Here is a 19,019-nt window from a genome sequence, read left to right as displayed (position 1 = left end):
TAACAGAAAAAAAAGCAAAAAATAATAACGGTCCATTTGATTGCACCACTGCCTCTGGAATTTACGCTTGACCCTGTGCTCATACGTTACAGAAATATAAATAAAGCCCGATCGCACAACTATCAAGTGCAATCGGGCGTGCTAACTGTATGATTTGCTTGGGTTTCCCCGGGTTTGACAACTCGTTGTTTCCCGTAAAAATTAACAAGGAGTACACCGGCAAGGGCGATGCCGCCGCCTAGAAAAGCGATCGGATGCGGAAGTTCTCCCAGCCATACCCAGGCTACGAGAATCGCGAGCAGCGGGTTGATGTACAGTCCGGTTGCAACCAGGCTGGCCGGAGCGGTTGATAAAGCAATCGCCCAGGTTACGTATGCGACCGCGGCGGGAAACACACCGATATAAATACAGGACCAGGTCGATGCCAGCGGAGCGTCCGCCACAGCTTTTATCAGCCCCGGTGAAAAGATAAGCAACGGAATCGTTCCAAACCACGTGAAATAAGCGGTGAGTTCAAGCGCGGAATACCTTGAAAATAAAGGTTTTTGGAAGATGAAAAAAAGAGAAGTTGAAACGGCGGAAACGATGATCAACAGCGCATCAGTCGCAAACGCAAATCCCTTTCCGGAACCTAACGTAATCATAGTGACACCGGCAAACCCGAACGCAATCCCGCTCCAGCCCAGGCGGGTCAGCTTTTCTTTTAAAAAGATATAGGAGAAAACAGCAGTAAATGCGGGGACAGTTGCGATGAGCAAGCTGGCCGTTCCCGCCGGTACGACGACTTCACCAAAGGTAAGAGCTCCATGGTAAATGGTAATCCCGAGCAGCGATAAACCAAAGATTTTCCCAATGTCTTTTTTGTCCGGAAGGCGGATTGGTTTTACGCAGGCATAAAGAATAAACACGGCTGAAGCGCTCAGGAAGCGAAGCAGGACAACATGTCCCGGCCTGTATCCGGCCAGGCCTACTTTAATCCCGGCAAAGGCGGACGACCAGAACAATAAGGTGACGGCCACGGCAAGGAAGGTTTTCATTTGCAGACTTGCCTTATGTTCATGATAGCCTGCGCCCGGTCGGGCTGTCCAAACACTGCGCTGCCCGCTACCAGGCAGGTCGCTCCTGCCTGCGTAATGAGTCCGGCCGTCTCAGCATTAATTCCACCGTCAATTTCAATTTCAACTTTCTCGTCCAGCCCTTTGTCACGCAGCATATTTTTAAGCTGTTCGCACTTTTTGATCACTTCAGGAATAAACTTCTGGCCGCCAAATCCCGGGTTTACCGACATAAGAAGCACCATATCAAGGTCTCCCAGTACGTGCTGCAGGGTGGAGACCGGCGTAGACGGATTCAAAGAAACGGCCGCTCTCACTCCCTGCTCTTTAATATGATAAATCGTGCGATGAAGATGCACACACACTTCCTGATGTACCGTAATGATATCGGCCCCGCTTTTTGCAAATTCCGGTATATATACATCCGGATTCTCAATCATTAAATGAACATCGAGCGGTAGGGTTGTGTGTGGACGAATCGCACTAACAATAAGCGGGCCAATCGTAATATTAGGAACAAAATGGCCATCCATCACATCGACGTGAATCCAATCCGCACCCGCCCGCTCCACTTCTTTAATCTCATCCCCGAGTCGGGCAAAATCGGCCGATAAGATAGAAGGTGCTATTTTAACCATGTCAATACCTCGGCTTTCTTTCTTTAATTTCCTGTAAAAACTGGATGTAATGTTTGTAACGGGACGCAAGCACCGTTCCCTCTTCAACAGACTGCCTGATCACGCATCCAGGCTCATTCGTATGCAGGCATCCGCGAAACTTACACTCGCCTATTCGTTGTCTCATTTCTTTAAAATACAGGACTAATTCCTCGGCCTCAATCGTGGCAAAATCAAGCGAGCTAAACCCGGGAGTGTCAGCCACCCAGCCGCCTTCGGGCATGGAAATAAGCTCCACATGCCTTGTCGTGTGTTTGCCACGCCCAAGCTTATAGCTGATTGGCGCTGTTTCCAGCTGAAGGTGGCTAAAGAGCTCATTAAGCAGAGACGATTTTCCAACGCCTGACTGTCCGGAGAAAACAGACAAATGGCCCGCCAGATGGGCTCGAATGTCCCGGATCCCGTTTCTCCCCTTCGAACTCGTGACAATGACCGGATAGCCAATCGCTTCATACTCCCGGCAGATGGACTCGATTTTACGGTTGTCACTCACCAGATCCGCCTTAGTTAAACAGATGACGGCTTCCACGCCGGCAGACTCCGTATGAACAAGAAATTTATCCAGCAACTGCGGATTAAACGCGGGTTCTTCCAGTGAAAAAACGAGAATTGCCTGATTAATGTTTGCGATTGGAGGGCGAATCAACTCACTTGAACGCGGGAGAATTTCCGTGATGACTCCTTCCCCGTTGCTGCCCTCGCATTTCACTTCATCTCCGACGAGCGGGGTGATGCCTTTTTTCCGAAAGACTCCACGCGCCCGGCATTGCAATAATGTCGTGCCGTCCGAAACGTAATAATACCCTGCCAGCGCTTTAACGATACGGCCCTGCATACGGTCCCTCCAGGCTATTGCACATCCGAATATTTCACCACTTTTTGTTCAATTTGCGTCCCGTCGCGCAGCACTTGAATCGTTGCATCCTGAGTCGGTGACAGAACACATGTGACTTGAAATTGCATGCTCTGTGTAATCGTTAATTTCTCTACCGTCTGATTGGTTCCCGTCGCATCCGTAAGCTTAATTTCAATGTTGGCCGTTTCTCCCGGGTTGAGGAAAACTTCTACAGGAACCCGTGTTTTCCGGGCTTCCTGCGGTAGACCGGAACTGACTTCGACCGTTACATGCTGCCCTTTCAGCAACTGGTCTCCTGCTTTAAACGATTGGGAAAGCACGATGCCTTGTTTCTGATAGCTCGTTACCTGCTTTACATCGGCAACAAGTCCTTTGTCGTCCATCGTTCGCTGCATTTCTTCCTGAGTGGAACCGATAAGGTTAGGCATGGCTACCGTTTCTTTTCCTTTACTTACCACTAAATGTAATTCCGTATCGGAAGGGACAACTTCCTGGTTGGCAGCCGGGTCCTGTTTGAGAATCGTCCCCGGATCACTCTGGTCATCATTAACTTCATCAACCGTTACCTTTTTGTAAACGTTTAGTTCGTTATCAATATCACTTTTCTTTTTACCAATATAATTTGGCATTAGGACTTTTTGCTTCCCCTTGCTGACAATGAGCGTCACAACTGAATTTTGCTTTACCTGCATATTTGCCTCTGGCGTTTGTTTAATGACCGATCCCGCAGGTTCATTCGGGTCGTTTTGTTCCGTAATCACCGCCTGTAACTTCTTATCGTCCAGCAGTTTACGGGCTTGATCCAGCGGCATATGCACAACGGATGGAACCGAAACATCCGGAACGGTAAAAAGGCTGTAGGAATAATAAATACCCACAAGGCTGACCAGGAGAAAAAGAAAAATTCCAAACAGCCAAAGAATTCCTTTCTTTAAAATCTTTTTTGACGTTTTCGGTTTGTCCTCGGGTAGTTCTTCGTTTTCTTCTTCATCGTCCTCACCGTTTACCGCCTGGGAAGCGGCAGCAAATTCAGTGCGTTTTCCGCTCATCTCCGGTTTGATTGCCGGGATCACACGGGTGATTTCCGCATCATCCTCCTGATATTTCTCAGGCAAAACATATTCAGGCTCGTTTCTTCGCTCAGGTGTCAGGCATGTTTTGAGGTCGTTCAACATTTCATGCGCAGATTCATAGCGGTAAATCGGGTCTTTTGCCAGCGCCCGAATCACAACATTCTCAACGCTCTGCGGAATTTCCGGCCGAATCTTACGCGGATGTATGTATGACTCCTGCAAATGTTTAAGTGCGACACTAATTGGCGAATCTCCGGAAAACGGGAGCTGGCCTGTCAGCATTTCGTACAATACGACACCAAGCGAATATAGGTCAGACTTGGCATCCGTCATAACTCCCTTGGCCTGTTCGGGCGAAAAATAATGGACGGAACCGAGAACAGAGCCGGTATGTGTAATGGTGACAGAGGAAACCGCACGAGCGATTCCGAAATCCGTTACTTTAATACGTCCCTTATCATTAATCATGATATTATGCGGTTTAATATCCCGGTGTATTAGATGGTTCTGATGCGCATGGTCAAGCGCATCGCTAATTTGAATCGCGATATCTACCGCATCGCGGACCTCGAGCGGCGCGCGCTCATTAATATATTGTTTAAGCGTTTTTCCCTCTACATATTCCATCACGATATAATAGACGTCATCTTCCTGGCCCAGATCATAAATGTTAACCACATTCGGATGAGAAAGGCTGGCTGCTGCCTGAGCTTCTCGATGGAAGCGGGCAATAAAATCGTCATCGTTGCCAAACTGGGAGCGCAGAACTTTTAGGGCTACGGTGCGATTGAGCAGAATATCCCGCGCACGGTACACAACGGCCATTCCGCCTTCACCTATCCGCTTCTCAATATCATAGCGGCCACCGAGTCTCTTTCCAATCATAAACTGGCCCCCCCTTCATCCCGAGTACCTGGTTTGGTTTCGCAGCAATATAACGGTTATATTGTCTTCTCCACCAGACTCCAGCGCCCGGGTAATTAATTTTTCAACCATATTTTCCAGGGACCCGTTGTGTAAAATTTCGGTCATCGTTTCCGTCCTGACCTTTCCCGATAAACCATCTGAACACAGCAGCAGTATATCCATCGGATCCCATGTGAGCACAGTAAAGTCAGCTTTGACTGACTGATCGGTGCCAAGCGCCCGGGTCAAAATGTTGCGCTGGGGATGATTGGCAGCTTCCTGCGCCGTAATCTGATGATTCCGTACGAGTTCATTTACCAGGGTATGGTCATTCGTTATCTGCATTAAATCGCTGTCATGGTAGCGGTATATTCTGCTGTCTCCAATATGCGCCAAAATCGCTACCTGCTCGTTGACAAGCGCGAGAACTACGGTGGTCCCCATGCCACGGCACTCTTCGTGGGACGCCGCATAGGAAAAAATCTGCTGATTGGCAAGCTGAATGGCTTCATTCAGCTTGCTCTGCAGCGCATCGGGTGTCGTCTCTTCGACACCCTGCATATAGTCCGTTATGATTTTGACAGCCATCTGGCTCGCAACATCTCCCGCCTGGTGGCCGCCCATTCCGTCCGCCACAATGGCGAGAACCCAGCCATTATCAAACCTGTTAATGACTCCAGAATCCTCATTTGTTTGTCTCACACAACCAATATGTGTTTGTATGGCTGACTCCATCTCCCATTCACCTCGTCGTCTGTTTCGCGTGCTGGGCGCGCAGCTGCCCGCATGCCGCGGCAATGTCACTGCCGTGTTCACGGCGAATCGTTACATTAATTCCTCTTTTTTCAAGAATACGCATAAATGTAAAAATATCGTTTCGGGATGTACGCACATAGTTACGTTCAGGCACATAATTAACCGGAATCAAATTGACATGGCACATTATGCCTTTTAACAGGTTGGCGAGCTCCTCCGCGTGCTCCGGCTGGTCGTTAACTTTGCCAAATAACCCATATTCAAACGTAAGGCGCCGCCCGGTTGTTTTTATATAGTACCTGCATGCCTCCATCAGTTCCGACATCGGATATCTGCGATTGACAGGCATAAGGCGCGAACGGATCTCCGTATTCGGCGCATGTAGTGAAATCGCAAGGTTAATTTGTAACTTTTCATCTGCAAAACGATAAATCGACGGCACAATCCCGCTTGTCGATACCGTAATATGACGCTGTCCGATGGAAAGTCCTTTTTCGTCGTTAATAATCCGGAAAAAGCTCAGAAGGGCGTCGTAGTTTTCAAACGGCTCACCGATTCCCATCACGACCACATGGCTGGCGCGCTGTTCCTCTTCGTCCAGCGCTTTTTGCGCAGCCAGCACCTGCATAACGATTTCGCCCGGTTCAAGGTTGCGCTTAAGCCCTCCGAGCGTCGAAGCACAGAACGTGCAGCCAATCCGGCATCCAACCTGTGTTGTCACACAGATGCTATTTCCGTAGTTATGGCGCATAATCACCGTTTCAATGGCATGGCCGTCGTGTAACGAAAACAGAAATTTAATCGTCCCGTCAGTGGATTCCTGGCGGGTAATTTCTTTTAAGGTATCCATTGAAAAAAAAGCACTGAGCTTCTCGCGCAGCGTTTTAGAGAGATTGCTCATGTCGTTGAAGGACGATACGCGTTTGACATACAACCAGTCAAAAATCTGCTCGGTACGAAACGCTTTCTCCCCGTTCTGAACCAACCATTCTTTCAGTTCAGGCCGGGTTAAATTATAAATAAACGATTTCATTCATTTATCACCGTTTTTCTTAAAAGTTGGCATTGCGAATAAAGGTGCAGGGATGACACTCTGCTATATTGTACCACAATTGATTTCTAAAGATAAGGAAAGGGGGAACTGCCCGAAACATCCGGGTAGTTTAAAGAGGGAGGCAGTCGGGCAGAAAGACGTCCCCCTTTGTCGTAACACTAGGCAGCGGAAAAAAAGCGTGCTCATTTTGCACACCGACCACATATTAATTGTAATTTACTTTGCCATGAATAGTGATACATCCATCAGGTGAACGATGGGCTTTTGAATTTCAGTGTAGTCGTATTTCAGAAACTGTTTGGCTGGAACGACACAACTTATACAAGCGAGCAAACATAGTAGATTTTTGGATACTCGGTGGAAAACGCGCAAAAAATAAAACGGTCCATTCCATTCACCTTCATCGTGATGGTTTCCGTTTCAAACGGGAAATGAAAAACCCGTCCGTATGAAAATGATGCGGTAAAATTTGCATATATCCCTCTGAAAGCGTCGGATACTTGTCCCGAATCACTTCGGGCATGTCATGAATTAAGTCGCCGTCTGCTTCCCAATCCGCATGTTCAGCCAGGAATCGCCGGATTACCTCTTGGTTTTCGGTCGGCTGAACCGTGCAGGTGCTGTATACGAGTTTGCCTTCCGGCTTTAGCAAACGGGCGGCCGAACATAGAATCTCATACTGAATGGCCCGGATCGCCCCGGCATCTGCCTGCCATTTATGCCATTTAATGTCCGGCTTGCGGCGAATGACTCCCAGTCCTGTACAGGGCGCATCAACGAGAATGCGGTCAAACGTTTGTCCGGCTAGCTTTCGGTCCGCTTCACGCGCATCTGCCTGATGGCCTGAAATGATAGAAATGCCAAGGCGCTGCGCGTTTTCACGAATGAGTTCAAGCTTGTGGGGATGCACATCCAACGCGATAATTTTCCCTTTATTTTCCATACGTTCCGCCATATGAGTGGTCTTGCCGCCAGGAGCGGCACACGCATCAAGCACGAGCATGCCACTTTCCGGAGAAACGGCATACGCTACCAGCATAGAGCTTTCATCCTGAACGGTACAGTTCCCTTCCCGATATGCGGGCAACTCGGCAACGTTCCCGATCCCGCTCACATTTATTCCTTCAGCTGTGAGGGAGGAAGGCTGAAGATAGGCCCCTTCCACCTGCTTCTGGATGGTTTCAATAAGCGCTTCCCGATTCGTACGCAGTCGGTTGGTGCGCAGGGTTATCCCCGGTGCCCGGTTATTTTCTTCGCACATCTGTACCGTTTCGGACGTCCCGTACTGCCTGATCCACTCCTCGACCATCCATTCAGGGTGGGAATGCAGCAAGGCGATGTATTTAGCATACGGCAAATCGGACGGGATAATGATTTTATCCGGCTGACGAAGGCGGGAACGTAGCACACCGTTCACCATGCCCGCAATTCCCTGATGCCCCCACAGCTTGGCAATTTTCACGGCCTCATTAACAGCAGCCCGCTCCGGAATCCGATCCAGATAAGAAAGCTGATAAAAGCTGATGCGCAGCAGGTTGCGCACCCAGTCTTCCAGCTTGTGCAACGGCCGGGAGAGGAACTGCTGAGACATCCAATCGAGCGTATTTAGCCGGCTTAATGTTCCATACACAAGCTCGGTAGCGAGGTTAACGTCTCTGCGCTCCAGCTTGGCCCGGTTGAGCGCCTGTTTTAATTCCAGGTTGCTGTATGCTTGCTTACTTTCCACCTGCACTAACACCTGTACCGCCAGTTCACGGGCATTCGTCGGAGCTTTCTCTGCACGTCTATTCATTCCGGCTCACACCTCTTTCCGCTTCAAAACGCATGCCTGCAGCAAGGGAGGATCCGACACCCCGCACATAATCGGCCACGCTCATCGCCTTCTTACCCGCCGGCTGAACTTCCAAAAGGCGGAGCACGCCCCGGCCCGTCTGAACGTCGATGCCCTGCGGTGAAATACCGATAATGCGGCCGGGTTCTCCTTCGCCTTCTTCCCGGAGAACCTGCGCTTGCCAAATTTTCATCACCTGGTCGTTCAGCGAAGTATAGGCAACAGGCCATGGATGCAGGCCGCGAATTTGGTTATAAAGTTCGCGGGCACTCCGATTCCACAAAATCTGTTCATCTTCTCGCTTAATGTTCCACGCATACGTAACTTTCGTTTCATCCTGCGGCTTCGGCTGTATGTCTCCGTTAATAAGCCGGGGCAGCGTTTCAATCAGCAGATTAGAGCCCGCTTCACCCAGTTTCGCAAACATCGTTCCGACATTATCGTTTTCTTCAATCGGAACACGCACCTGACTCAACATATCCCCGGCATCCAGTTTTTCAACCATATACATGATCGTGACGCCCGTTTCTTTTTTTCCATCCATGATTGCTTTATGTATCGGGGCGCCACCGCGGTATTCAGGAAGCAGGGAAGCATGCACATTAATACAGCCAAATTTCGGATACTCGATGAGCTCCTTCGGGAGTATCTGGCCAAAAGCGGCCGTTACGATAAGATCCGGATTGTAATTCAGGATTTCCTCTACGCCGGAAACTTTTAATTTTTCCGGCTGCAGCACCGGTAAGCCCAGCTGGAGAGCCGCTTCTTTGACAGGCGGCGCCGCCAGCTGCTTTTTGCGGCCTTTCGGGCGGTCAGGCTGAGTAACAACCGCCACCACATTAAAATTGTTTTGCACGAGTTTTTGCAAAGAGGGCACCGCGAAATCCGGGGTGCCCATAAATACAATTCGCACAAGTATTCAGCTCCTCTTGGCGATATTATTCATCTTTTCCACTGTACGTTCTTTCCGCTAAATCAATGAACAGAACACCATTTAAATGGTCAATCTCATGCTGGATGGCGCGGGCGAGCAAATCTTCGCCTTCGATCACAAACTCCTTCCCGTTCCGGTCCAGCGCTTTAGCTTTTACCCATTTTGCCCTGCGAACATCCCCCACTAAACCCGGAATGCTTAAACATCCTTCGGGGCCGAACTGCTCGTCTCTCCGTTCAAGGATTTCGGGGTTAATCATTTCAACCAGGCCGTCACCGGCGTCGATCACAACAACGCGTTTAGTGATGCCAACCTGCGGTGCCGCAAGGCCCACGCCTTCCGCATCATACATCGTTTCCTTCATATCATCAAGCAATTTATGAATATTGGGGGTAAATTTTTTAACCGGCGCGCATTTTTCCCGCAGCACCGGGTCGGGGTGTTTTACAATCATCCGAATTGCCATAACGTTATATCCTCCTGTTTATGCGAATGGAACACTCGCTTTGCATGTTCACATCATCATGTACGGGTCTACATCTACCGTGAGCAACATCCCGCTTTTTTTCCGTTCCTCTTCATATTTCCGCACCAGTGAATGGATGCGGGAAACAACAGACGGATCGTGATTATATTTTACCATGCATTGAAATCGATATCTATCTTTGATCCGGGCGATAGGTGAGGCGACAGGACCAAGCAGGAATGCACCCGGAGGCAGAATTTCACGCAGTTTTTTAGCAAACGCTTCGGCTGATTTGATGATGAGCGCCACATTTTCATGCGCAAACGTAAACAGGATAAGCCGGCTGAACGGCGGGTATCCTTTTACATACCGCTGGTTAATTTCTTCGTGGAAAAAACCGTGGTAATCATGCTTGCTTGCGTACCGAATGCTAAAGTGGTCTGCCGAGTATGTCTGAATAACGACTTCACCTTTTTTCTCGTGCCGCCCGGCGCGACCGCCCACCTGGGTAAGGAGCTGGAACGTCCGTTCACTCGCTCTAAAATCGGGCAGATTCAGCATGCTGTCAGCCGCCAACACACCAACAAGCGTCACGTTGGGAAAATCGAGCCCTTTGGCAATCATCTGCGTACCGAGAAGAACATCCCCTTTGCCCTGGCGAAAATTCTGCAGGAGCCGTTCATGAGCCCCTTTCTGCGTCGTCGTGTCAACGTCCATCCGGATGACACGAATTCCAGGAAAGTATTTAGCCAGTTCTTCCTCTACTTTTTGTGTACCGGTGCCAAAAAAGCGAATATGTTCACTTCCGCATTCAGGGCACGTTTCCGGCTCCCGTTCCGTATACCCGCAATAATGGCAGCGCAGCGTCCGATTGCTCCGGTGGTAAGTTAGCGAGATGTCACAGTGCGGACACTGTGTGACAAACCCGCAGGATCGGCACATAACAAAAGTAGAAAAGCCCCGCCGGTTTAAAAAAAGCACCATCTGCTCATTTTTGGCCAACCGATCGTTAATCGCGTTCATCAATTCTCCGCTAAACATCGCCCGGTTTCCCTTTTGCAGTTCCAACCGCATATCGACAATCGACACATCGGGCAGCGGGCGGTTTCCCACGCGCTGCGCCATCGTAAATAATTTTATTTTCTGCTGGATGGCCTGATTGTACGATTCAAGAGACGGCGTAGCGCTGCCGAGAATAACGACGGCTTTATGGTAATTTCCCCGGTAGTGTGCAACGGCTCTCGCATGGTAGCGTGGCGTTTCTTCTTGTTTGTAGCTACCCTCATGCTCTTCGTCCATGATGATCAGGCCAAGATTTTCGAACGGCGCGAACACTGCAGAGCGGGCGCCGATCGCAACCTTTACTTCTCCCCGCCTGATTTTCCGCCACTCATCATGGCGCTCTCCATGGGACAGCCTGCTGTGGAGTACTGCAACCTGGTCGCCAAACCGGCCTTTAAAGCGCTCCACCATTTGCGGCGTAAGCGAAATTTCAGGTACGAGTAAAATCGCTTCTTTTCCTTTAGCTATCGTGCGCTCCATAATTTCAAGATAAACTTCTGTTTTTCCGCTGCCGGTTACCCCATGAATGAGGCAGGGAAAATAGACGTCGTCGGCCATTCCTGCCGCAATTCCTTCGATCACTTCCTGCTGCATCGGGGTAAACGGGTGTTTGGTCACGGGCAGGAAGGTTCTTCCGGTATACGGATCACGGTAGTCTTCCCTTTCCTCGCGCAGGAGCACACCTTTCTCCACCAGTCTGTTCACGGTTTGATGGGAAATCTGCAGGCGGGATAATAAATCCGGCTGTGAAATCGGCCCATAATGCCGGGTGAAATAGTCGAGCACTTCCTTCTGGCGCGCCGCGGAAGTCGGCAAGCTTTCCTTTATTTTATCCAATTCATGTTTCGCGACAGACGGAGTGAGCATCGTCACGATTTTTTTCGTTGTGCGGTCGCCTACCACCTGTTCAACGTGCAGGTAGCCTTTTTCCAAGCCGTCTTTTATCCACACAGCGGCATCCGGGAACTGTTTAAGCAGTTTGTCCCATGAGACAGGCTGCCGCTCCCGTATATATTGATAGAAGCTTTGTTCGTCAGACAACAATAAATGAATATCCGGTTCTGTTTTGATCGTGATCAGCTTTTCATAGCTTGACCTGAGAGCGGCGGGAATCATCGATTGCAACGCCGTGTAATACGCGCACACATACCGTTCACTCATCCATCCCGCAAGCCGGACGAGCTCGCGTGTCAGCGGCGGCTCAACATCGAGTACATCAAGAATATCTTTTGTTTTTTCCACTTCTGACTCTGCTGTAATGTCAATTACAAACCCCTGAAGTTTCCGGGGTCCAAACGGGACGGACACTCTGCTCCCAATCCGGACAAAGGGGTGAAGGGGAGCCGGGATATGGTAATCAAATGGGCGGTCGGTATCCGCAACGGGTACGTCTACAATGACCCGGGCATACATGTTACTGCTCACCGCGTGCCTTCCACTCTTCCAGGATACAATCAAGAATCGTATCGGCAATTTGCCGCTTATCCATCTGCGGCAGTGAAACATTCTCATGGCCTTTGCGGAAAATGGTTACGATGTTCGTATCCACTCCGAAACCAGCGCCCTGTTCGGTAATGTTGTTGGCGACAATCATATCCGCATTTTTGCGTTCCATTTTGGCGGCGGCGTTTTCCTGAACATTTTCCGTTTCCGCGGCAAAGCCAACAAGAAACTGATGGGTTTTCCGCTTCCCGAGCTCGGCTAAAATGTCCGGTGTCCTTTCCAACTCAATCACAAGGTTTCCCGGCTGTTTTTTCATCTTTTGTGTGTGGACAACCTTCGGGCGGTAATCGGCAACAGCTGCGGCCTTAATGACGAGGTCCATATTCTCATAGCGGGCGATGACTTCTCCGTACATCTCCTCCGCTGTTAGTGTTTCCACGTATGTTACACCCTTCGGGGGCGTCAGATTCGTCTTTCCACTCACCAATACAACGTCGGCTCCCCGTCTGGCGGCAGCTTCCGCAATGGCATATCCCATTTTCCCTGACGAATGGTTGGTAAAAAACCGCACCGGGTCGATCGATTCACGGGTGGCTCCGGCTGTGACCAGCACCTTTTTTCCCCGGAAATCACAGGTGGACGGCTCATCGAAGAAAGCTTCAATTTCCGCGAGAATATCCTGAGGTGGAGCAAGCCGGCCTTTGCCAACCCAACCGCAGGCGAGATACCCATCCTCCGGCTCGATAAATCGGTAGCCCCACTCCGTCAGCTGCTGTATGTTTTTGCGGACAGCAGGGTGAGCATACATATTCACATTCATCGCCGGCGCCAGCCAGACCGGTGCCTTCGTTGCAAGGAACGTGGTGCTGATCATATCATCGGCAATGCCATTGGCAAGCTTTCCAATCATGTTGGCTGTGGCCGGTGCGATCAGCATTAAATCCGCTTTATCGGCAACGTTAATGTGAGAGATAACGGCAGGATTCGGTTCCTGAAATGTATGGGTAAGCACCGGATTGCGGACAAGCGCCTGGAACGTAATCGGCTGAACGAACCGGGTGGCCGCTTCCGTCATTAACACCCAAACATTTGCGCCCTTCTGGGTAAGCTTGCTGCAAACATCCGCGATTTTGTATATCGCGATCCCTCCGGTTACACCAATCACTATGGTTTTCCCTTCGATCATATGTTCTTCACTCCTCAATAGAAAACGCATATCCTTCCATGCCGGTCAGTATCCCTAACACAGAAGTCGATATGCGTTTACCATTTTATTTTACTCTTTCGAATTGAATTTTTCCGGCATTCAATTCTTCAAGCGCCGTGCCGACAAACTTGTGGGAGACCGGTTTATCAATCAGAAATGTGTCATTTTCCCGCATCTGGCGGGCACGCTTGGATGCAATGCTGACCAGCGTGTACTTGCTGTCCACCTTTTTTAATAATTCGTCAACAGACGGATAAATCATATGTTAACCTCCTTAATCAATTCGCGATATTTGGCGATTTGCCTTTCCTTCTTTAAATGTTCCGCCATCACAATCGCCTGAATGCGTTCACACGCTTTTTCTACCTCATCATTGACGACCACATAATTGTAGTGGTCCATTAAATCAATCTCGGCTTTGGCGACCTGCATGCGATGCCGGATGCTCTCTTCCGTCTCGGTTCCCCTTCCTGTAATGCGGCAGCGGAGTTCATTTAAATCCGGCGGCGCGAGGAAAATAAAAATCCCCTCAGGGTATTTTTCTTTTACCTGGAGCGCCCCCTGCACCTCAATCTCAAGAAAAACATCCCTGCCTGACGCGAGCGTTTTATCTACAAACTCACGTGGAGTTCCATAGAAATTCCCCACATATTCTGCCCATTCCAGCAGCTCGTCCCGTTCGATCATCCGCTTAAATTCCTGCTGGGCTTTAAAGAAGTAATTGACTCCTTCCACTTCGCCCGTTCTTGGTTTTCTTGTCGTAGCGGATACCGAATACACCAAATCCGTCATGCGCGGCCGCAGCGCAGCGCACACAGTCCCTTTTCCCACTCCGGAAGGCCCTGAAAGAACAAGCAACAACCCTCTTTCTTGCGTCATGATAAACCCCCGCTTACTTATTCGTCTGAATCATCATCTTTACTGGTCAATCTGTGAGCGACCGTTTCAGGCTGTACCGCCGATAGTATCACATGATCACTATCTGTTACAATAACCGCTCTCGTCCGCCTTCCGTACGTTGCATCAATTAACATCCCCCGGTCGCGCGCTTCCTGGATAATCCGTTTAATTGGCGCAGATTCAGGGCTAACGATGGAAATAATACGGTTCGCAGAAACAATATTCCCAAATCCAATATTAATGAGTTTAATGGCCATCTCACGTGCCTCCCTTTTTTCGGAGCAGATATGCCTATTTTACTTCTTTACTCTATATTTTGCACCTGTTCTTTCACTTTTTCTAGCTCTGCCTTTAAAATAACAACTTTTTGGCTGATTTCCAGATAGTTTGCCTTGGAGCCAATCGTATTAATTTCACGGTGGCATTCCTGAACAAGAAAATCCAGCTTACGGCCAACAGGTTCTCCCTCTTCCATAATTTGCGTAAACTGAGAAAAGTGGCTCGCGAGGCGCGTTATTTCTTCCGAAATGTCCGCACGCTCCGCGAATAAAGCAACTTCATTTAACAGCCTCGCTTCATCGAGCGGGACAAGTTCCTGTATGTATTCTACTATTCTTGCCCTAATTCGTTCTCTGTAACTTTCGGTAACGCGCGGAGCAAGTTCTTTTATGTTCTCAACCAGTTGACTCATATACTTCAACCGCAGAAAAATATCCTCGTAAAGAGCCTGTCCCTCTATTTTACGCATTGATACGAGCATATCCCCCGCTTCTTCCACCGCTTCCATCAGGGGGATACGGTACATTTCAGGATCCATCTGCTCTTCATTTACATGAATAACATCCGGCATGCCCATGATTTGATAGGCGCTGACTTCTTCCTGCCGCCCCAGCATCTCGGACATCCTGCGGGCCGCCTCTGCATACTGTCGGGCCAATTCCCAGTTGACCTGCAGCGCGGCCGGTACAGTGTCCGACTTCATTGTAATAAAGACGTCCACTCTGCCGCGCCGGACCCTGCTCTGAATCGTGCGGCGCACCGCATCTTCCAGCGCCCCGAGTTCACGGGGCAGACGTAGGGATATTTCATTAAACCGGTGATTGACGGAACGCATCTCAACGATTAAGTGAATGCGTTCACTCCTTCTTTCTGCACGCCCGTATCCGGTCATGCTGTGCACCATGGTGTCCACCTGCCTCATTCGCTCAATTATAGGTTTATTTCTTTTTCCATATACCCGTAAACACTTCTTCAGCGGGACCGGTCATATAGACATGTCCGTCGGATGCCCACTCAATATCGAGATCCCCGCCTTTGAGATGGACGACCGCATGCCGCTTTGTCCGTCCTGTCAGCGCGCCGGCAACCAGCGTGGCACAGGCGCCGGTGCCGCAGGCGAGCGTCTGTCCGCACCCCCGCTCCCATACCCGCATATCGATTTCTTCGGGCGACCGGACCGATACGAATTCAATATTGGCTTTCCGGGGAAACATTGAATGGGTTTCAAACAAAGGTCCCCATTTTTCCACATCAAAGGTAACGGCATTTTCCACGAAAATAACGGCATGGGGATTTCCCATCGACACCCCGGTAAACGAAAATGTGCTGTCTTCTACGGCAATCGGGTGGTTGACCACTTGATCGGCATCCACAGTCAGCGGGATATTCGCCCCTTTCAGTATCGGTTCCCCCATATCCACGCGTATTTTAACCGCCCGTCCGTTTTCCACCGTGAGCCGCACATGCTGGACACCCGCCAGTGTTTCGATGGAAAGGGTATCTTTCACGGCCAGTTGATAATCATAAATGTATTTGGCTACACACCGTATCGCATTGCCGCATTGTTCAGGCTCAGAACCATCCGCATTTATAATGCGCATGCAAAAATCCGCCCGTGTAGAAGGCAGGATAAACACGAGACCATCCGCCCCGATGCCGAAATGGCGGTCACACATCTTTCTTGCCATTACATCCGCATCGTGCGGCATTGTTTCAAAATGGGCAACGATTATAAAATCGTTGCCCAGACCATTCATCTTTGTGAAATTCATTACGCTCCAACCTTTCTGGAATGTCCAACCCGGTTCCCTGCCGCAGATAAAATACCCGTTGCAAATGTTGGAACCGCCGACCACAAAATTACAAACACCCACTCATTGGCAGACAGAGCAACCGTATTGAAAACGGGCTGCAGGGCAGGCAAATAAATCACGGGCAGCACAAGCAGAACAGAAGAAACAACGGCGAGTACAAGCGATTTATTCTCGAAAGGATTGCGGCTGAAAATGGAAATCTCGCTCCGACAGTCAAATACATGAATCAACTGGGCCATCACAAGCGTAGCGAACGCAACCGTTTGGGCCCGCATCAATTCATCCGGATGGGCTTCCGATGTCATCCAGAACGCAGCAAGCGTGACAAGCCCGATAAGCAGGCCGCGGGAGACAATTTTCCAGGCAAGTCCGCGGGCAAATACGCCTTCCGTTCGCGAGCGCGGCATACGCAACATAGTCGCCTCTTCCGGCTGGTCCACCCCGAGCGCAAGCGCCGGTAATCCGTCGGTGACAAGATTCACCCAGAGAATTTGAATCGGCACAAGAGGCAGCGGCAGGCCGGCAATCATGGCGAAAAACATAACCATGATCTCTCCGACATTGGAGGCGAGCAGGTAGCGGATAAACTTACGGATGTTATCGTAAATGGTCCGCCCTTCTTCAATGGCCGCCTCGATCGAAGCAAAATTATCATCCGCAAGCACGAGCGACGCGGCTTCTTTCGAAACATCCGTTCCCGTAATCCCCATCGCGATGCCGATATCAGCCGCTTTAATCGCCGGCGCATCATTGACCCCATCCCCTGTCATTGCCACCACATGGCCTTTCTTCTGCAGGGCCTTTACAATCCGCAGCTTGTGTTCGGGCGATACCCGGGCATATACGTATACATTGTCAACGATATTCTCGAACTCACTATCTGATATATTATATAAATCCTGTCCATTTAATGTCAACCCATTCGGTGGAAGTATTCCCAATTGAACGGCAATCGCTTCCGCTGTCGTTTGATGGTCGCCCGTAATCATTACCGTTTTAATTCCCGCCTGGCGGCATTTCTTAATGGCCAGCTTTACTTCTTCACGCGGGGGGTCAATCATCCCGTACAATCCGGCAAACACAAGGCTGCGCTCCGCGGAATGTTCACTTCGGATGCTTTCTCCCGCGCGCAGTTCACGATAGGCGACCGCCAGCACGCGCAGCGCTTTTTTTGCCATCGTTTCGTTTGCGATAATAATTTGCCGGCGCATGGTGGGGGTCAGCTGAACGACGCGCCCTTCGAGCATAATATGCGAGCAGCGGCTGAGCAGTACATCGGGTGCGCCCTTCGTTGCCAGCATGCGGGTGCCGGAATGGTCTTCCACCTGTACGGTCATCATTTTACGAGTAGAATCGAACGGAAATTCTCCGACCCGCCGCCACATCTGCGCCAGCTCCTCCCGATTTATCCCCGCCTTTGCCCCGGCGACGAGCAGTGCCCCCTCCGTCGGGTCCCCGGTAATGACCCATTTTTCATCCGTCTTTTTAAACAGCTTCTTTTTAGTATCCACTTGCATTTCCAAGTAAGCATTGTTGCAAAGGATACCAAGCTGCAGCATTTTATAAAGCGAAGCCTGGGCGCGGGGGCGCACCGCCTTGCGGTTAAGAAAATATTCACCAGTCGGTTCATAGCCCGTTCCGCTGACTTCGAGGAGCGTATCGTCTACCCATACGTGGGTCACAGTCATTTTGTTCTGCGTAAGCGTACCGGTTTTATCCGAACAAATCACGCTGGCGCTCCCGAGCGTTTCCACCGAGGGCAATTTGCGCACAATTGCCCTTCGTCTAATCATGCGCTGCACCCCGAGCGCAAGTGCCACCGTAACGATCGCCGGCAGTCCCTCCGGAATGGCCGCTACCGCCAGGCTGACACCGGCCAGGAACATATTGTAGGCATTGTGGCCGTGCATAATGCCCACTCCCACGACCAGCGCCGTTAATGCGAGGGCGACAACGATTAATATTTTCCCTAATTCCTCCAGTTTGAGCTGCAGAGGGGTCTCCTGTGTCTCCGTCGTTTGAATCAGGTCGGCGATTTTCCCCATCTCCGTCATCATTCCGGTCGTAACAACCAGACCGTAAGCGGTTCCGCCTGTAACCATTGTTCCCATAAATCCCATATTTTGCTGGTCGCCAAGCGGGATTTTCTCGTGTTTTAATGTCTGTACGTTTTTAAGGACCGGCACAGACTCTCCCGTCAACGTCGATTCTTCGACATGCAGGCCGTTGGTTTTGATAAACCGCACGTCAGCCGGAATCCTGTCTCCCCCTTCGAGATAAATAATATCTCCCGGCACCAGATTTTTTGCCGGAATATGGGTGGGCTGTCCGTCACGGATACAGTAGGCCAGCGGAGCAGTTAGTTCCTTTAATGCGGATAAGGAACGTTCGGCCCGAAATTCCTGAATAAAACCGAGAATCCCGTTTACAACGACGATGGCGATAATGGCAATGGCGTCAATGTATTCCCCCAGGAAACCTGAAATCAGGGTAGCCGCGAGTAAAACAAGAACCATAAAATCTTTAAACTGACCTAAAAACAGGGCCAGCGGAGAAATTTTTTGCTTTTCCGCAAGCACATTCTCCCCCATTTTTTCCAGGCGTTCCTCTGCTTCTTTCTCTGAAAGCCCATTTTTCACGTCCGTTTTTAAAATTTTTTCAAGATCATCTGCACCGTAGCTAAACCAATAATGCTGTTGACTCAAC

The 19,019-nt window shown here is 50.0% G+C and carries 18 protein-coding genes; 1 reads left to right on the top strand and 17 read right to left on the bottom strand.

Annotation, left to right across the window (positions count from 1 at the left end; all coding sequences use genetic code 11):
* Positions 1 to 122: 122 nt before the first annotated feature.
* The 6 genes from H525_RS22340 to rlmN are packed head-to-tail and all read right to left on the bottom strand — an operon-like array spanning position 123 to position 6,356.
* The gene (locus H525_RS22340) at positions 123 to 1,037 is read right to left on the bottom strand and encodes a DMT family transporter (protein WP_155837029.1); all 915 of its coding nucleotides are present in this window, start codon (positions 1,035 to 1,037) and stop codon (positions 123 to 125) included.
* On the bottom strand, positions 1,034 to 1,693 hold the full coding sequence (rpe, locus tag H525_RS0100445) for a ribulose-phosphate 3-epimerase (protein WP_027414542.1): 660 nt from the start codon (positions 1,691 to 1,693) through the stop codon (positions 1,034 to 1,036). Before rpe ends, H525_RS22340 begins: the two co-directional genes overlap by 4 nt.
* 1 nt (position 1,694) lies before the next feature.
* Positions 1,695 to 2,567, bottom strand: coding sequence for a ribosome small subunit-dependent GTPase A (rsgA, locus tag H525_RS0100440; RefSeq protein WP_035099478.1), 873 nt, complete (start codon positions 2,565 to 2,567; stop codon positions 1,695 to 1,697).
* Positions 2,568 to 2,581: 14 nt separating this feature from the next.
* Positions 2,582 to 4,546 carry a Stk1 family PASTA domain-containing Ser/Thr kinase gene (pknB, locus tag H525_RS22335; RefSeq protein WP_035099476.1) on the bottom strand — a complete coding sequence of 655 codons (1,965 nt, stop codon included), beginning with the start codon at positions 4,544 to 4,546 and terminating at the stop codon, positions 2,582 to 2,584.
* 15 nt (positions 4,547 to 4,561) lie between these two features.
* The gene (locus H525_RS0100430; RefSeq protein WP_027414540.1) at positions 4,562 to 5,302 is read right to left on the bottom strand and encodes a Stp1/IreP family PP2C-type Ser/Thr phosphatase; all 741 of its coding nucleotides are present in this window, start codon (positions 5,300 to 5,302) and stop codon (positions 4,562 to 4,564) included.
* Between the two features lie 7 nt (positions 5,303 to 5,309).
* Complete coding sequence (gene rlmN, locus H525_RS0100425) at positions 5,310 to 6,356, bottom strand: dual-specificity RNA methyltransferase RlmN (protein WP_027414539.1); 1,047 nt, start codon at positions 6,354 to 6,356, stop codon at positions 5,310 to 5,312.
* A gap of 254 nt (positions 6,357 to 6,610) precedes the next feature.
* Here rlmN and H525_RS29230 point away from each other — a divergent pair, with 254 nt between their 5' ends.
* Complete coding sequence (locus H525_RS29230; protein ID WP_162142458.1) at positions 6,611 to 6,829, top strand: competence protein CoiA family protein; 219 nt, start codon at positions 6,611 to 6,613, stop codon at positions 6,827 to 6,829.
* Here H525_RS29230 and rsmB read toward each other — a convergent pair.
* The 11 genes from rsmB to H525_RS0100370 all read right to left on the bottom strand — a co-directional run bounded on the left by rsmB (position 6,778) and on the right by H525_RS0100370 (position 19,018).
* On the bottom strand, positions 6,778 to 8,169 hold the full coding sequence (rsmB, locus tag H525_RS0100420; protein WP_027414538.1) for a 16S rRNA (cytosine(967)-C(5))-methyltransferase RsmB: 1,392 nt from the start codon (positions 8,167 to 8,169) through the stop codon (positions 6,778 to 6,780). The two genes, H525_RS29230 and rsmB, sit on opposite strands and share 52 nt — an antisense overlap.
* A complete protein-coding gene (gene fmt, locus H525_RS0100415; protein WP_035099527.1) occupies positions 8,162 to 9,106 on the bottom strand; it encodes a methionyl-tRNA formyltransferase in 945 nt (314 codons plus the stop codon). Before fmt ends, rsmB begins: the two co-directional genes overlap by 8 nt.
* A gap of 40 nt (positions 9,107 to 9,146) precedes the next feature.
* Entirely contained in the window at positions 9,147 to 9,608 is a 462-nt protein-coding gene (gene def, locus H525_RS0100410) for a peptide deformylase (RefSeq protein WP_027414536.1), read from the bottom strand.
* Positions 9,609 to 9,656: 48 nt separating this feature from the next.
* Positions 9,657 to 12,083 (bottom strand): primosomal protein N', encoded by a 2,427-nt coding sequence (priA, locus tag H525_RS0100405; protein WP_027414535.1) that lies wholly within the window; start codon positions 12,081 to 12,083, stop codon positions 9,657 to 9,659.
* 1 nt (position 12,084) lies between these two features.
* A complete protein-coding gene (gene coaBC / locus H525_RS0100400; RefSeq protein WP_027414534.1) occupies positions 12,085 to 13,299 on the bottom strand; it encodes a bifunctional phosphopantothenoylcysteine decarboxylase/phosphopantothenate--cysteine ligase CoaBC in 1,215 nt (404 codons plus the stop codon).
* 85 nt (positions 13,300 to 13,384) lie between these two features.
* Positions 13,385 to 13,582, bottom strand: a complete 198-nt coding sequence (gene rpoZ / locus H525_RS0100395; protein WP_027414533.1) for a DNA-directed RNA polymerase subunit omega — start codon at positions 13,580 to 13,582, stop codon at positions 13,385 to 13,387.
* Positions 13,579 to 14,199, bottom strand: a complete 621-nt coding sequence (gene gmk, locus H525_RS0100390) for a guanylate kinase (protein WP_027414532.1) — start codon at positions 14,197 to 14,199, stop codon at positions 13,579 to 13,581. The genes rpoZ and gmk overlap by 4 nt, the downstream gene beginning before the upstream one ends.
* A 17-nt stretch (positions 14,200 to 14,216) precedes the next feature.
* Entirely contained in the window at positions 14,217 to 14,477 is a 261-nt protein-coding gene (gene remA / locus H525_RS0100385; RefSeq protein WP_021624639.1) for an extracellular matrix/biofilm regulator RemA, read from the bottom strand.
* Positions 14,478 to 14,524: 47 nt separating this feature from the next.
* Positions 14,525 to 15,421, bottom strand: a complete 897-nt coding sequence (locus H525_RS0100380) for a YicC/YloC family endoribonuclease (protein ID WP_081413159.1) — start codon at positions 15,419 to 15,421, stop codon at positions 14,525 to 14,527.
* A gap of 16 nt (positions 15,422 to 15,437) precedes the next feature.
* Entirely contained in the window at positions 15,438 to 16,271 is an 834-nt protein-coding gene (gene dapF, locus H525_RS0100375; protein ID WP_027414530.1) for a diaminopimelate epimerase, read from the bottom strand.
* Entirely contained in the window at positions 16,271 to 19,018 is a 2,748-nt protein-coding gene (locus tag H525_RS0100370) for a calcium-translocating P-type ATPase, SERCA-type (RefSeq protein WP_027414529.1), read from the bottom strand. Before H525_RS0100370 ends, dapF begins: the two co-directional genes overlap by 1 nt.
* Between the last annotated feature and the right edge of the window lies 1 nt (position 19,019).

This window comes from Aneurinibacillus terranovensis DSM 18919, from assembly GCF_000430625.1.
Classification (GTDB): Bacteria; Bacillota; Bacilli; order Aneurinibacillales; family Aneurinibacillaceae; genus Aneurinibacillus_B; species Aneurinibacillus_B terranovensis.
This window is presented reverse-complemented; position numbering and strand designations above follow the sequence as displayed.